This window comes from Comamonas odontotermitis, from assembly GCF_014207855.1.
In the GTDB taxonomy this organism is placed as follows: domain Bacteria; phylum Pseudomonadota; class Gammaproteobacteria; order Burkholderiales; family Burkholderiaceae_C; genus Comamonas; species Comamonas odontotermitis_A.
This window is the reverse complement of the sequence record NZ_JACHKZ010000001.1, coordinates 349,014-364,498: the sequence shown is the minus strand read 5'-3', so window position 1 is coordinate 364,498 and position 15,485 is coordinate 349,014. Positions and strand designations below refer to the sequence as shown.

General features: G+C 57.9%; 13 protein-coding genes. 3 read left to right on the top strand and 10 right to left on the bottom strand.

What is annotated here, in order from left to right:
* Window positions 1–3: 3 nt before the first annotated feature.
* From HNP33_RS01630 to HNP33_RS01600, 7 genes are read right to left on the bottom strand one after another with little or no spacing between them, the layout of a single operon-like run.
* Window positions 4–909 (bottom strand): glycosyltransferase family 32 protein, encoded by a 906-nt coding sequence (locus tag HNP33_RS01630; RefSeq protein WP_184704562.1) that lies wholly within the window; start codon window positions 907–909, stop codon window positions 4–6.
* On the bottom strand, window positions 893–1,804 hold the full coding sequence (locus HNP33_RS01625; RefSeq protein WP_184704560.1) for a glycosyltransferase: 912 nt from the start codon (window positions 1,802–1,804) through the stop codon (window positions 893–895). Before HNP33_RS01625 ends, HNP33_RS01630 begins: the two co-directional genes overlap by 17 nt.
* Before the next feature lie 38 nt (window positions 1,805–1,842).
* Complete coding sequence (locus HNP33_RS01620; RefSeq protein WP_184704558.1) at window positions 1,843–2,667, bottom strand: class I SAM-dependent methyltransferase; 825 nt, start codon at window positions 2,665–2,667, stop codon at window positions 1,843–1,845.
* Window positions 2,660–3,877, bottom strand: coding sequence for an ABC transporter ATP-binding protein (locus HNP33_RS01615; protein WP_184704556.1), 1,218 nt, complete (start codon window positions 3,875–3,877; stop codon window positions 2,660–2,662). The genes HNP33_RS01620 and HNP33_RS01615 overlap by 8 nt, the downstream gene beginning before the upstream one ends.
* The gene (locus HNP33_RS01610; protein ID WP_184704554.1) at window positions 3,877–4,680 is read right to left on the bottom strand and encodes an ABC transporter permease; all 804 of its coding nucleotides are present in this window, start codon (window positions 4,678–4,680) and stop codon (window positions 3,877–3,879) included. The genes HNP33_RS01615 and HNP33_RS01610 overlap by 1 nt, the downstream gene beginning before the upstream one ends.
* 5 nt (window positions 4,681–4,685) lie before the next feature.
* Entirely contained in the window at window positions 4,686–6,146 is a 1,461-nt protein-coding gene (locus HNP33_RS01605) for a mannose-1-phosphate guanylyltransferase/mannose-6-phosphate isomerase (RefSeq protein WP_184704552.1), read from the bottom strand.
* A gap of 34 nt (window positions 6,147–6,180) precedes the next feature.
* Window positions 6,181–6,534 carry a DUF2304 domain-containing protein gene (locus HNP33_RS01600; RefSeq protein WP_184704550.1) on the bottom strand — a complete coding sequence of 118 codons (354 nt, stop codon included), beginning with the start codon at window positions 6,532–6,534 and terminating at the stop codon, window positions 6,181–6,183.
* Between the two features lie 501 nt (window positions 6,535–7,035).
* On the opposite strand from HNP33_RS01600, the gene dinG reads away from it, so the two are divergent.
* Entirely contained in the window at window positions 7,036–9,216 is a 2,181-nt protein-coding gene (gene dinG / locus HNP33_RS01595) for an ATP-dependent DNA helicase DinG (RefSeq protein WP_184704548.1), read from the top strand.
* A gap of 106 nt (window positions 9,217–9,322) precedes the next feature.
* Here dinG and HNP33_RS01590 read toward each other — a convergent pair whose 3' ends face one another.
* From HNP33_RS01590 to HNP33_RS01580, 3 genes are all read right to left on the bottom strand, one after another.
* Complete coding sequence (locus HNP33_RS01590) at window positions 9,323–10,210, bottom strand: pirin family protein (RefSeq protein ID WP_184704546.1); 888 nt, start codon at window positions 10,208–10,210, stop codon at window positions 9,323–9,325.
* 14 nt (window positions 10,211–10,224) lie between these two features.
* Entirely contained in the window at window positions 10,225–10,926 is a 702-nt protein-coding gene (locus HNP33_RS01585; RefSeq protein WP_184704544.1) for a glutathione S-transferase N-terminal domain-containing protein, read from the bottom strand.
* Between the two features lie 61 nt (window positions 10,927–10,987).
* The gene (locus HNP33_RS01580; protein WP_184704543.1) at window positions 10,988–11,512 is read right to left on the bottom strand and encodes a DUF1439 domain-containing protein; all 525 of its coding nucleotides are present in this window, start codon (window positions 11,510–11,512) and stop codon (window positions 10,988–10,990) included.
* Window positions 11,513–11,942: 430 nt separating this feature from the next.
* On the opposite strand from HNP33_RS01580, the gene HNP33_RS01575 reads away from it, so the two are divergent.
* Together HNP33_RS01575 and HNP33_RS01570 are read left to right on the top strand one after the other, a co-directional pair.
* Entirely contained in the window at window positions 11,943–13,559 is a 1,617-nt protein-coding gene (locus HNP33_RS01575) for an ABC transporter substrate-binding protein (RefSeq protein WP_184704541.1), read from the top strand.
* A 162-nt stretch (window positions 13,560–13,721) separates the two neighbouring features.
* The gene (locus HNP33_RS01570) at window positions 13,722–15,341 is read left to right on the top strand and encodes an ABC transporter substrate-binding protein (protein WP_184704756.1); all 1,620 of its coding nucleotides are present in this window, start codon (window positions 13,722–13,724) and stop codon (window positions 15,339–15,341) included.
* The last annotated feature ends 144 nt before the right edge of the window (window positions 15,342–15,485 follow it).

Sequence of the window (15,485 nt, the reverse complement as noted above, 5' to 3'; positions counted from 1 at the left end):
TCCTTAGGCGTTTTTGATGATTTCTTTAAGTTTGGCTGGAATTTGCCCAAAAAGTGATAAAAGCTGACGCATTACTCGCAGCAGTTTGGGCTTTTTGTTGCGAGAATCAAGGGTGCCCGCTAGCTGCACTTTTTCATTCAGCATCAATAGATTTAAATCTCTCCCCTTGAGGTAGGGGGAGTCGGCTTCATGCCAGGAACACGAAAAATGATGGCAAATTGAAGTATTTTCAGTATAGGCATCGATTTCGAATCCGCCTCGATTATTTCGCATAACTGGCGTGAGCGGTGAAAAATATTCTTGAGGATAAATCTTAACCCCATGCTGGATTACTGGCAGATCTAAATGGGGGGTGGTCCCCATTCCATCTACATTATGGCCATTGTGCGCAAAGTAGAGAGATGTCAGTTGTGGTGACATGAAATAGAAGATTTTCCGGCGCCACAGCGAAACTGGACCAAGCCCCTCGTAGACCTCACACATAAAACGGGACAGTGGACTGCCGGCATGGGTTGCCATTGAATGGCCTGTATACCATCCGCCTGCCTTATTATCGATACCTAAAAATGAGTGATGTTTATCACTGACTTCCAGCTCTTCTACGAGATTGCGAAATATAGTGCCGTTAACGATTTCTATATCCGCATCTAAGTAGACGCCGCCGTGCTCGCGAAGAACCCACCAGCGAAAGTAGTCACTCAGAAACGCATGATCGCGTAACTCATACATCATTCTCGAAAAATGACATGCGGCAATGGGCAGATTATCTGCATTCCAGTGTCGGATTTCAAAATCGGGAAGTTTCTCTTGCCAGGTTTTCAGGTATCCAATATAAGGATCCGGCTTTCCATCAAAACCAAAATAGATCCGATGCAGGATCTTCAGAGAGGAATTACTTGCTTTTTGCATAGTCCCAGATTTTCTTCATCATGCCGGTAGGGTCTTTCAGACCATGATTGATGATCTTGCCATAGTCGAAACCACCATTGCTGCGCCGGTAGCCTACAGTTTCTGGGGTCGAGGGTGCTCGTCGACTGGCTAAATCTTCAAGGTACTTGCAATAGTCACTGAAAAGCATCGGCTCTCGACGATGTTTTTCTGCTTCAGGGTCTACTTCCTTTACATTCAGGTTTGCAAAAAGATGATAGATGCAGGTATTTTCAGTGATATTGAGTTTTTTTCCCGTGGTTGTGAACTTTGGTGAAAAATACTCCTGTGGATAAATTTTGACCCGACCAACTATCACCGGCTTTTTCAATTTTGGAAAAAAGCCGTTGTCAGTCTGGTAGCCCTTGTCACGGAAGTACAGGCTCATGAGCTGAGGGCCGATGAGGAGTCGCTCTGCCCTCCAATGCCACAATCCACTGGAAAGCCTGTTCTGGTACATGTCGTACATGAAATCGACAATTTCCGCCCCTTTCTTGGCCGCAATGGTTTGCGCTGTGGGGTACCCATTCTCGAAATCCTCGACACCCACGAAAGCATCGTATTCATCCGACGCCATGAGTTCGTCCACCAGCTGATCGAAAACCTTGCCATTGAGCACTTCGCAATCGCTGTCAAGATATGCTCCACCATATTCCTTGAGTGCAGTCCAGCGCACAAATTCACTCAAGAAGACGGGGTCATTGGCCTCAGCGGAACGCTTCATCCAATCATTGACAGTGACATCAACATTGTCTTTTCCCCATCTCATTACCTTGTAATGAGGAAGCTCCCTGTACCAAGTTTCCAAATAATGGAGAAAAGGATCCTTGAAAGGGCGATAATTCTCGAAATAGACGCGGTGTAGAATTTTTTCCATTACTGAGTCTTCGTTCTGTTCGTGGGTTTAAAGATATATTAATTGGATTGGCTTGTGTCTTCGGGCTCACTATCGATCTTTGCTGATAGTTCACGCACTTTTTGTGCCAAATTTTCCATGCGATTGTCCAAACGTTTGATCAAATCGTCAATACCAATTCCAGTTTCGTAACGAAGAGGATGATCAACTGCTTGGATCAAGCCTTCGGCACCACCAGGGTTCTGAGCGATGAGTCCATAGTCTTTGCTCACACCATAGAAGAGATCTCGAAACGTTATATCCTCTTTGTGATAAAGATTTTTTTCTTCTTGAAGACGTATTATGGAATATTTTTGATAACCAAAATATCGTGCAAGATTGATCATTTGCAGGATTGGAATGGGCCGGATATGGGTATGGTCCAGGTAAAAATTACTTGTTATTACAAATAAATTTTCTGGATTAGGCGTTTCTGCAATGAGTACCCCCCCTGGAATGAGTACTCGCTGGCTTTGCTGAAAGAATTCAATAATCTTGTCGAACGGCAAATGCTCAAGGACGTGGAAGGCAGAGAGTACGGCTATGCTTTGATCAGGAATTTGCTTGAGAAATTCGGACGCATCACCCAGCTGAACATCGAGTCCCTTCTGTTGCGCTGAATTGAGCATGCCTTGGTCAATGTCAAAGCCTTTGGTCCGAAAACCCAATTCACGAAGCATGTCAAGCCACTCTCCGCGCCCGCAGCCAAAGTCGAATGCCAGTGGCGATTCAACAAAGTCCAAAATGGGTTTGACATAGCTTATATAGATGGAACGATATTCTCGAACCTGGTCTTCTGAAGCGTAATTGACGCCTTCGAAGAATTCATAAAAATTGTCAGTCATGCGAAATTTCCAAATGTGGCTCTATCCACGCTACGCCTATAAATTGCTTTTGGGATAGATTGACGACCTTGAAGATGGTTGCCATATCCCGCCATTCGTAGTTCTCGGAAAGATGGCTTTCTGTCTTATGCAGGGCAACGGCTATCGAGTAACTCCCTGGGCCAATGTCGGCCTTGAAGTGATAGCGATAGGTTAGATGGCTCCCGTCACCGAGATCACTCACGACTTGGTCATGGTGGTACGAATTGGTCCCAAAAACTTCCTGTCCAAGGCGGTCCTTGATCAGAAAGCCGGCAACAAGAGTGCTGAGATGCGAGAGTACCTCGACCTGAATCTCCAACGTCAATTCGGCCCCAACACCCACAACCTCGACTTCACGACCAGACGCGTCGCGAAGCGCGACATCGACAATCCGGCTCTTGCCGGTACCAGATATGGTTTGTGCTACGCCGTCTTCGTTGACGGTCTGCGAGATACGGCTGTTCGCATCGTCGACGATCGCCGCATTGTAGTAGTCGAGCACGGCCTCCGGCCGGCCTTCCAGCAGCTTTTGCCCCTTTGACAGCAGAATGGCGCGGTCACAGATGGACTGGATAGCGCCCTTGTCGTGGCTGACAATGAGCAGTGTGGTGCCTAGCCTTCTGAGCTCGCGGATGCGCTCAAAGCTCTTGTGCTGAAAGTAGGCGTCACCCACTGAAAGTGCTTCATCGACGATCAGGATGTCCGGCCGTACGACAGTTGCTACGCTGAAAGCGAGCCGCACCTGCATGCCGCTGCTGTACACGCGCACGGGCTGATCGATATAGTCGCCAATCTCTGCAAAAGCTTCAATGGAGGGCATGCATGCAGCGATTTCATCCTGACGAAGGCCCAGCAACTGCCCGGCCATGAAGACGTTTTGGCGGCCAGTGAAATCGGGGTGAAAGCCCATACCCAGCTCCAGCAGCGCAGCCACACGTCCTTGGCTGCTTACCTGGCCTTGGGTCGGCTGGGTCGTACCGGTGATGATCTTGAGCAGCGTGCTCTTGCCTGCGCCGTTGACACCAACAATGCCCACGGCCTCGCCGGGCTGTACGGTGAAGCTGATATCACGCAGCACCCAGGTTTTCTCATGGGTGGTTCGGCGGGTGATCCATTCCCACGCACGAGCCCATTTGCTGGGGTAGCGCTTGTAGGCCTTGCCTATATTGGTAACAGTCAGCGCGCTCATTACAGTTCGTCCACCAGTTCGCCCACGCGGGCCAGGAAAAAGCCTGCACCGAGCAGCAGGAAGATGACGGTCAAGATGGCAAGCGGCAGCAGCGGACCAAAGGCGGGCAGGGTCTTGTCCAGAAAGATCTGCTGGTAAGCGGCCATCAATGGCTGCATGGGGTTCAGCGCCATGAGGCCGCGTGCTTTTTCAGGCAGTGCGGGCAGGGTGTAGACAATGGGGGTGAGCCAGAACCAGAACTGCAGCACCACGCCGGTGAGTTGGCCTACGTCGCGAAAGAACACATTGAGTGTGCCCAGAAAAATACCCAATCCCAGCGTGAACAGGATCTGCAGCGCCAGCAACGGCACCAGCGCGAGGAGTGCCACGCCCGGCCAATGGCCGATGATGGCCAGAAAGAGCAGGTACAACGTAAAAATGATGCCGAAGTTGATCAGTGCGGACAGTGTGACGATGGCTGGCAGGCAAATGCGCGGAAAGTTCGATTTCTTGATGAGGTTGCCGTGCTCCAGAAACACCCCATTCAGCCGTCCCAACATTTCGGAAAAAAGCCCCCATGTGATGACGCCGGCGCACAGGTAGATGCTGAAGGCAAATGGCGTTTGCTCGTGCCCAGGCAGGGTAGAGCGCATGAGCTGGCCGAACACCACGGTGTAGATGACAATCATGGTCAGCGGGTTCGCCACCGACCAGAAAGCGCCGAGCAGCGATTCGCGGTACTTGCCATGGAACTCGCGCAGCACGCTGCTCCAGATGAAACCGCGGTATGCCCATAGGGCGCGAAGCATAGGTAATCCGGGCATGGTGCTCACTTGGCGGTTTGCACTACTGGCGCGCGGCCGTAGGTGTCTTCAAAGCGGACGATGTCATCTTCACCCAGGTAGCTGCCCGATTGGACCTCGATGATTTCCAGTGGCACCTTGCCAGGGTTGGCCAGGCGATGGGCGTGTCCCAGAGGGATGAAGGTGGATTCGTTCTCGCCCAACAGAAAGGTTTCGTCGCCGTTGGTGACCTCGGCGGTGCCCTTCACGACGATCCAGTGTTCGGCCCGGTGGTGGTGCATCTGCAGGCTGAGCTTGGCGCCGGGGTTGACTACGATGCGTTTGACCTGGAAGCGTTCGCCGCTGTCGATGCTGTCATACCAGCCCCAGGGGCGGTGCACCTTGCGGTGGGTGGATGCCATGCTGCGCTTTTGGGCTTTGAGCTCGGCCACGACCTTTTTCACGTCCTGCGTGCGGCGTTTGTCGGCCACCAGCACGGCATCGGCAGTTTCCACGATGACGACGTTTTCCAGGCCGACGGTGGCGATCAGGCGGCTTTCAGAGAACAGCAGGCTGTTGCGCGTGTCAACGGCGAGTGTTTCGCCGGAGCCGGTGTTACCGTGCGCGTCTTTCGGCAGAACGTCCCACAGTGCATCCCAGGCACCGAGGTCCGACCAGCCGGCATCCAGCGGCACAACGCGCGCAGGCACACCCAGCTCGGGCGTGACGGGCAGCTTTTCCATGACGGCATAGTCAATGGAGTCCGATGGGCAGGCTCCGAAAATTTCGGCGTGCGGGCGGATGAAGTCCATGTCCGTGGTGCTTTGGACCATGGATTGCTGACAGGCTTGCAGCATGGCCGGTTGCAGGGCCGCCATGGCTTTGAGCCACTGGTCGGCGCGCACCATGAAGAGGCCGCTGTTCCACAGGTATTGACCGCTGGCAAGGTATTGCTCGGCCACCTGTGCAGATGGCTTTTCGGCAAAGCTTTGGATGAAAAATGCGCCGTTGTTGTCCGCTGGGCCTTTCTGGATGTAGCCATACCCGGTTTCCGGCCGGTCGGCAACGATTCCAAAAGTCACCATGGCGCCGTCCTGGGCCAGTGCCCAGCCGGTTTCCGCTGCCTGATGCAGTTGCTCGGGGCGTGTCATGACATGGTCGGCAGGCATGGCCAGCAGCACGGCATCGGGTTCTGCCACCAAGGCGGCCAAGGTCAGAGCGGGGGCCGTATTGCGGCCAATGGGCTCCAGCACCAGCTTGGCGCCGGCAATGCCTTGCTCCTGCAGTTGCTGGGCTGCCAGAAAACGGTGTTCTGCGTTGCAGACGAGGATGGGGCCAGTTTGCTGGATGCTGGAATTGAGCCCACTGAGGCGCGATGCGGTGTTTTGCAGCATCGATTTGCCATCGGCGCTCAGGCTCAGGAACTGCTTGGGATAGTGTTCGCGCGATAAAGGCCACAAACGGGTTCCACTGCCACCACACATGATGACCGGCGTAAGCTTTGACATTGGAATGACTTGCTGAAGTTGATGGAGTGAGTGTTCAGGACTTTTCGCTGGCGGCTTGCTGGCTCTTGATATGTAGCAGTGCCAGGCTTTGGTTGAGTCGGCGCACTTGCCGCTCAATCCGCGTATTGACCATGTCGGCGTGCAATGCCTTGATGAATAAGACGGCCACGGCACATACCAACAGCAGTGTGGGCGAGTAGCGGATGCCCAGCTGATCGGCCACTTGATCGAGCATGCGCGGCCATACACCCAGCAACACGGCAAGCATCGCCAACGCAAACCAGAACAAGCCCAACCTCAAATAAAGGCGGTCACCACGGATCAGGTACAGGATGACTGCGGCAAAAAGCACGCCCAGTACCGTGGTAGTAATTTGATAAGTTGCCATTTCAGCCTTGATTCACAGCGACCGTACGCGCCTGGCAGGCATTTGCCCTATGCGTGGTTGCACTGCATGCTTTCCGTGCCGGAAACATGCAGTCTTTTTACCCTGATGAAAAATGGCATCCAATGTGCCCCAAGCGATTCTACTGTGTGGCACGGGTGGCGGGGTATTGCGAAATGTCACGGCTGCCAGGGAGAAAGGGTCGCAGCATCAGCTTGGGTTGAGGGTGTATTTTTTACATTTGTTTGATAAAACCGCTCACACCGCCATTGATACGTCGTTGCCCAGCCGGGGGGGGCAGCCGGGGGCGCCGAGCCGGGGGCACCGAGCCTTGTCGTAGGTTTGTACTGTCTGTGGCTTGGCCTGGCGCGGCCCGGTGCCTCGTCCTGATCCGCGTCCGTCCCATTTGGCGAGAGTTGCGCAGAGGGACCCTAGCGGCTCCAAGTACCGCATAAAACCCCAGTGCTGCCTGCGTGCACCCAAACCATGCCACACTCCCCGGCTATGTCTTCTTCTGAATGGGCGCGCAACGCCGTTTCTGCCTTTGACCGCATGGTGAATGCCGATGGCGGCTTTCGCTCGCGGCCCGGACAGCGCCTCATGGCGGAGAAGGTTGCCGAGACTTTTGCCGCGGCGCAACTGGGCAAGCTGGAAGAAGGCGAAGAGCCGCAACGCGCCATTGCGGTGATCCAGGCGGGCACAGGTGTTGGCAAGTCTCTGGCATATGCGGTGCCTGCCATTGCGATGGCGCTGGAGCGTGGCACCCGCGTGCTGATTTCCACGGCAACGGTGGCGCTGCAGGAGCAATTGGTGAACAAGGATTTGCCAGCGCTGGCGCAGCAGATGCCGCAGCCCTTCAAATATGCGCTGGCCAAGGGGCGCGGCCGCTACGTATGCAAGCTCAAGCTAGAACGCCTGGCGGGCGCGGCCCAGGGTGATGCAGCCGATGGGGGCGAGCCCATCGACGACGATTTCTTTCCGGAAGAGGCAGCGCAAGCGCGCAATGCCCAGCGCAGCCCGCAGGAGCACGCGGCACGCCTGCAGTTCTACACCAGCATGGCCGATGCCCTTGCCACCAGGCGCTGGGATGGCGACCGCGACGCCCTGGATACACCGCCAGAACCCGAGGTCTGGAGCCCTGTAGCTGCGGAAGGTGCATCGTGCACCGGCAAGCATTGCCCGTTGTTTGGCAGCTGTACCTATTACGAACGCCGCAAGGAGCTGGTGCAGGCCCAGGTACTGGTGGCCAACCACGATCTGCTGTTGTCTTCGCTGGGCGCGCGCCTGTTGCCGGAGCTGGACAACTGCCTACTGATTCTGGACGAGGCCCACCACCTGCCCGGCACGGCGCTGGATCAGTTTGCCTGCGAGATGAACCTGAGCCAACTGACATGGATCGACAAGCTCGCAAGCCGTGCGCAGCGCGTGGGAGCGTTAGTGGAGGTTTCGGAGATCGCCGATATTCCCCGCCATTCGTCGCAGTTGCGCCAACATCTGCAGGACATGGCGCGCCTGATCATGGACGAATATGGCGAAGGCATGCGCCAACAGTTGCAAGGCGGCAGCCGGGGCCCGGCGCGCGTACGTCTGCCGCGTGGAGAGCTTCCGCCCGCATTGGTAGAGCCACTGGCACAGGCGGCGCACCACGCAGGGGCCTTTCTGGAGGCATTGCAAGCCATCTCCAAGGCACTGCGCGCCCAGATGCGCGATCAACCCGATGAGGCCAAACGCCTGTCCACCTTGTACGCGCAGGTCGGTACTCTGGCGCCGCGGCTGGAAGCAGTGCACAACACCACACAATTGTTGCTGCAGGATGCACCTGCGGGGAGCGTGCCTGCGGCCAAGTGGTTCACGCTGGATGTGGTGGGCGAGTTTGTTGCCATCAAGGCCTATGCCAGCCCGGTGATCCCCGGATCCACTTTGCGGCACCACTTGTGGAGCCAGGTGCGCGGCGCGGTGCTCACGTCAGCCACGCTTACCAGCGGCGGCCAGTTTGATTTCTTTCTGCGAGAAGCGGGGTTGAACAACGATGCGGCTGTCAGCACGCTCGAAGTGGCCAGCCCCTTCAACTATGCCGAGCAGGGCAGTCTGGTGGTGACCGAAACCCAGGCAGACCCACGCACGCCCGCCCAATACACCAACGAAATGGTAGACGCCCTGCTGGAAGACCTGGCACAGGTACAGGCGGGGGGCCTCGTGCTGTTCACATCGCGCGAGCAGATGCGTCTGGCGGTGGATGCATTGCCTACGGCCATGCGTCAGCATGTGCTGGTGCAGAACACCTTGCCACGCGGTCAGTTGCTGCAGCAGCACCGCGAGCGCGTGGCAGCCGGCCTGCCGTCGATCATCTTTGGCATGCAGAGTTTTGGCGAAGGGCTGGATCTGCCGGGGGCGTTGTGCGAATCGCTGTTCATCACCAAGCTGCCATTTGCCCCCCCTGACGATCCGGTGGACGAGGCGCGTGCCGAGTGGCTGAAGAATTCGGGCCGCGATCCCTTCAGCGAAATTGTGGTGCCAGCTACTGCCATCCGCCTGGCGCAGTGGGTCGGCCGCGCCATCCGTACCGAGGCCGACCAGGCCCATGTGTATTGCTACGACAAGCGCCTGGTGCGCACCGGCTACGGTCAGCGTCTGCTTGCCAGCCTGCCGCCGTTCACGCTGCACCGCCGAACGGCTGCGGCCTGACACTTAAATAAGCCGGGCCGTGCGCAGCCAAAGACCATCAGTAAAGTGTGAATTGCTATATAAATAATAGCATTGGCAGTTGCGATGAATGATCCGTGGGTGGTGCCTACCGCTGGCGCAAATGCACACCATCCAGCGTCGGGGCCGTTAGAGGTGGCAGCGGCGAGGCCACCGCTTCGCCAAAGCCGATGCCTTGGTTCCAGTTGGCCAGAAAGCCTTCGATCTCTTCCTGGCTCTGACCGACAAAATTCCACCAGATCAGCACGCCTCCCTCGTAAGGCTCGCCACCCAGCAGAATGAAGCGACTGTTTGCGCCGCATTGCACATCGACCGTACTGCCGCCTTCGGGCAGGTAGATCAGCTCGTTGGCCGCCGCAGTCTGGCCGTTTACCTGCAGGTCGCCATACAGGCAAAGCACTCCATATTCAAAATCGGGGCGCAGCGCCAGGGTGGCAGAGGCGGGCTGGCCAGCCTCCATGTCAACAGCCACCAGCGGGCTGTGTACCTCGGTCGGCGCACGCTGGCCTTCCCATTCGCCTGCCAGTACGGTCATCTGCAAGCCTTGGCGGCTGAACCGGGGTAGCACCGGGTAGTGCTGAAAGCGCGGGGGCATGAAGCGCTGCTCCTTGGGCAGCGCAATCCACAGCTGCACAGCATGGAAGTCAGGCTTGCCCAGGCTTTCCTCTGAATGCGCAATGCCTTTGCCTGCTGTCATCAGGTTGACCTGACCTGGTCTGATCGGTTGCTCGCTGCCCAGGCTGTCGCGGTGCAGCACTTCGCCTTCGATCATCCAGGTGAAAGTCTGCAGGCAGGTATGCGGGTGTGGGCCCACCTGCATGCCGGGGCCTTCGTCAAAGTGCGAGGGGCCTGCATGGTCCAGAAAGCACCAGGCACCCACCATGCGGCGGGCGCGGTTAGGCAGGGCGCGCAGCACCGGCACGCCTCCCACGTCGGCAACGCGACCGGGGTAGCGGTTCAAGGGGGTGGAATCCATGGTGCCTCTCCTCGTCAGCGAGCCGGAACGAGCAGGCCGCGCTGCACGGCAGGGCGCTGCAGCCACTGGCTGAGCACGCGGCTTACCTCGGGGTACTGGCCCCAGCCGATCAGCTCTTCGGCGTTGTAGCGAACGATCATGTTGCGGATCCACGGGAAGATGGCCATGTCGGCAATCGTATATTCGCTCCCTGCCACCCAATCCTTGCCTACCAGGTGCTTGTCCAGCACAGTGAGCAATCGCTTCGATTCGTTCACATAGCGCATGAGCGGGCGCTTGTCCTCGAAATCCTTGCCGCCATAGATGTTGAAGAAACCTACTTGGCCGAACATGGGGCCGATGCCGCCCATCTGGAACATCAGCCACTGCAAGGTGGTGTAGCGCAGCCCCAGATCCTGCGGGAGGAACTGGTTGTACTTTTCGGCCAGGTACAGCAGGATGGCGCCTGACTCGAACAGCGCGATCGGCTCGCCGCCCGGGCCATTGGGATCCAGGATGGCCGGAATCTTGTTGTTGGGGAAGGTGCCGACGAACTCCGGCGTCAGCTGGTCATTGCTGTCAAAGCTGATGTGGTGCACTTCATAAGGCACGCCCAGCTCTTCCAGCATGATCGACACCTTCACGCCGTTGGGCGTGGCCAGGGAATACAGTTGCAGCAGATCAGGCCGCGTGGCGGGCCATTTGCGGGTGACGCTGAAATCGTCCAGGGAAGGCATGCGGTGGTCTCCATTCCGTGCGCGAGGTGCGCACAATGACCGCAGCATAAATCAATTGAACTCAGTTTGCTGCCTTGGACTTTTGGTCGAAATCAATGCGCAGGCCACTCTTTGTGACCGTGAATGAGGCAGGCAGGCGGTCGGCCTTGTCGAGTTTGGCCAGGTCTTCGTCGCGCAAGGTGTGGACGATCACATCATCCATGGCCTGTTCGGCAGCGCGCGGCGCATAGGCATGCAGCATGCTGGCCAGGCCATCGGGCAGGCCGGTCATCATCAGCGAATTCACATGCACCTGGGTGGCTCGCAAGGTGTGGTCCCTCGGTTCGTAGCGCAGCGCAAAGTCCAGATCCATTGCGCCATCAAAGCTATGGGGCAGCACCTTGCCGTTGAGCTGGGCGGTCATTGTGGCGTTGATGCGGTTGATTTCGGGTTTGAGCCCCAGGGCAGGCGCATTGACGTTGAGAGTCACCAGCCCCAGGAGCGGGTATTGGCGTGGAAAAGCCTTGGCCACCATGGTCTGCAGTTCGTCCTGCGACAAGGTATAGCTGCGGGGCGCCAGAGAGCAGCCCGCAAGTCCGACGGCCATGCATAAAGTAGAGCAAAGAAGTAAGCGGCGACGCATGATGGAGCGATTTTAGATAGTTTGGATCGGGATGGTGGGCCTCATGGATGAGACCTGTGCTCCGTACCGATTTCTTTCAAGTGCTGTCAGTTGGGCAGGGCGATGGGGGCCATTTGCGCGGGCCGCTTCGCATGCCAGGGGATCGCATTGTTGCGCAGCCTGCACAACATCGTTCCGCACACGCATAAAGTGCTTGTTTTCATGGGGTAAATGCCCAGTAAACGGGCTTTGTGCGGCGCCGGGTGGTTGTAATTTCCGTGTAAGAATGTGCCGACTTTTTACCGCAGCGGTGCAAGGCGGGCGTGCGCTTGCCATGGCCTTTCTGCGCAGGCGCCTGTAACCGGTGCCAGAAAACGGGTGCCGCAGTGGTGCCTCATACATCTTGAAGGCAGATATGACTTTCCCTCTGAACAAGCGCGCGCTGGCGCTGGCCGCTGGCGTGCTCATGGGTGCTGCAAACGCGCAGACGCTGACCATCGCCCTGGCTTCCGAGCCCACCGCGGCAGATCCTCACTACCACAAGATGACGACGAACGACTCGTTCTCGGCCCATGTCTATGACTCCCTGGTAGGGCGTACCGCCAATATGGAGCTGGTGCCATCGTTGGCCCTGTCGTGGAAGAACCTGGACGACCTGACCTGGGAGTTCAAGCTGCGCAAGGACGTGAAGTTCTCCAATGGCGCGCCCTTCACCTCGCAGGATGTGCTGTTCACCATCTGCCGCACACTGAACAACGAGACCAACGTGTCGCAGTCGTATATGGACACGACCAAGCTGATCACCGATGTGCAGACGCCCGATGACCTGACCGTGATCGTCAAGACGGCCGAGCCCGTGCCGCTGATCCCGGCCGAGTTTGCGCGCAACCTGCCCATCATCTCCAGCAGCATCGTCAAGCACGACAAGCTCAAGTTTGCGCCCAAGGAAGGCTGTGGCTACAAGGGCCCTTGGCCAACGGTGGCTGATTTCAACAGCGGCAAGATGGCGATCGGCACCGGCCCGTTCAAGCTCAAGTCCTATATCAAGGGCACGGGCATCACCCTGGAGCGCAACGACAGCTATTGGGGCGCCAAGCCGCACTGGCAGACCGTGAAGATGGTATCCGTGCCCAACGCCGGCCCGCGCCTGACGGGCCTGATGTCGGGCGATTACGACCTGATTGAAAACCCCGCCGCGCGCGACCTGGCGCGCATCAAGGAAGACAAGAAGCTGGCTTTTGTGGCCACGCCTTCCACGCGCCTGGTGTTCTTTCAGCCCGACGTTGGCCGCGACAAGTCGCCATTCGTGACTGCGCCGGACGGCAAGAACCCGCTGCAGGACCTGCGCGTGCGCAAGGCCATCAACATGGCGATTGACCGCAAGGCCATCGTGCAGCGCCTGATGGACGGCATGGCAACACCGGCCTACCAGTACATGCCCGATGGCATGTTCGGCGGCCTGGCCAAGGCGCCCGAGATCAAGTTCGACCCCGAGGGTGCCAAGAAGCTGCTGGCCGAAGCGGGCTACCCCAACGGCTTCGAGCTGACACTGTCGTCTACCAACGACCGCTACATGAACGACGCGCAGATTGCGCAGGCCGTGGCCCAGTACCTCACGCGCGTGGGCATCAAGACCAAGGTGGATGCCATGACGGCATCGATCTACTTCCCCAAGCGCGCCAAGCGCGAATACAGCTTTGCCATGGGCGGCTGGCCTTCGGAGAACGGCGAGGCCTCGGGCCTGTTCCAGCTGTGGGTGGCATCGACCGATTCGCCCAAGGGCCTGGGCACCAGCAACTACGGCGGTTTCAGCAGTGCCGAATTCGACAAGGTCTACATCCCTGCGGCCAAGACCGTGGATGCGGCCAAGCGCAAGCCCATGCTGGAGCAGGCAACCAAGATCGCGCTGGACAACGTGCCCCTGATTCCGCTGCACTTTGAAAGCAGCATCTGGGCATTCAAGAAGGATCTGAGCTACGAAGGCCGCCGCGACCAGTACACGCTGGCAACTTCGGTCAAACCTGCCAAGTAGTCGCCGGCATTGCCAACGGATGGGACAGGTTGCGGAAGTCACCTATGGTGCTTTTGTTCCCTTCCCTTCAGCATACGGATCAATCGCTATCGTCCACGTGCCGCAGAGCCGTGCTGTAGCTGGCTTTTAACCAAGGAGGAACGACCTGTGTCTATGAAGAAGATCTCTCGCCGCGCTACCTTGTCGCTGGCAAGCGTTGCAGCATTGGGCCTGCCCGCTGGTATGGTTGCGGCGCAATCGCTCACCATTGGTCTTGCATCCGAGCCGACGGCGGCCGATCCGCATTACCACAAGGTGACGACGAATGATTCGTTCTCAGCCCATATCTTCGAGTCGCTCATCAACCGCAATGCGAAGATGGAGCTGATTGCGGGCCTCGCGGAATCGTGGAAGCCAGTCGATGACAACACCTGGGAGCTCAAGCTGCGCAAGGGCGTGAAGTTCTCCAACGGCGAGCCGTTCACATCGAAGGATGTGCTGTTCACCATCTGCCGTGTGCTGAACAACGAGACCAACGTGTCGCGTTCGTACATGGAGCCCATGCAGAACTTCACCGATGTGCAGACGCCTGATGAATACACCGTCATCATCAAAAGCGACCGGCCCATCCCCACCATGCCCAATGAGCTGGCGCGCTCCCTGCCCATCATCTGGAGTGGTATTGCCAAGTTCGACAAGCTCAGGTTCGCACCCAAGGAAGGTTGCGGCGTAACCTCGCCCTGGCCCACGGTGGCCGAGTTCAACACTGGCAGGCTGTCGATAGGCACGGGCCCGTACAAGCTCAAGTCCTATGTCAAGGGCACAGGCATCGAGATGGAGCGCAACGAAGGCTACTGGGGAGCCAAGCCGCACTGGAAAACCGTGAAGATGGTGCCCGTGCCCAATGCTGGCCCACGCCTCACCGGCCTCATGTCGGGCGACTACGATGTGATCGAAAGCCCTGCTGCGCGCGATCTGCCGCGCATCAAGGAAAACAGCAAGCTCGACTTCGTGGCGACGCCGTCCACACGGCTCATCTTCTTCCAGCCGGATTCGGGCCGCGCACAAAGCCCGTTTGTCAAAGCGGCCGATGGCAAGAACCCGTTGCAGGACCTGCGCGTGCGCCAGGCCATCAGCATGGCGATCGACCGCAAGGCCATCGTGCAGCGTCTGATGGACGGCATGGCTACGGTGGCCAACCAGTACATGCCTGCAGGCATGTTTGGCAGCCTCGACAAGCCCGCAGAAATCAAGTTCGACCCCGAAGCTGCGAAGAAACTGCTGGCCGAAGCGGGCTACCCCAACGGCTTCGAGCTGACACTGACGACCACGAATGACCGCTACATCAACGATGGCCAGATTGCACAGGCCGTAGCGCAGTACCTGACCCGCATCGGCATCAAGACCACGGTCGATGCACAGGCGGCGGCTATCTATTTCCCCAAGCGCGCCAAGCGCGAATTCAGCTTTGCGATAGGCGGCTGGCCTTCGGAAAACGGCGAGGCGTCGGGGCTGTTCCAGTACTGGGTTGCCTCCACGAACAAGGACCAGGGCCTGGGCACCAGCAACTACGGCGGCTTCAGCAATGCCGCGTTTGACAAGGTGTTCGTGCCAGCGATGGCTCTGATGGATTCCGCGCAGCGCAAGGCGGAGTACCAGAAGGCCACGCAGATTGCGCTCGACAACGTGCCGCTGATTCCGCTGCACTTTGAGAGCAGCATCTGGGCGTACAAGAAAGGATTGAGCTATGAGGGCCGACGCGACCAGTACACGCTGGCCATGTCGGTCAAACCGACCAAGTAAGGCCGGTGCACCGGGCAGGTTCGGCCTGGTGCATGGCATGCCCGCATGGGCCCCGGCGGCGGGGCATGCGGGCATTGTGATTTTTCATTGCCGGGCCAGCCCCTTGTGGGTGCAACAACCTCACGGAGTGGGGGAAGCGCGGGG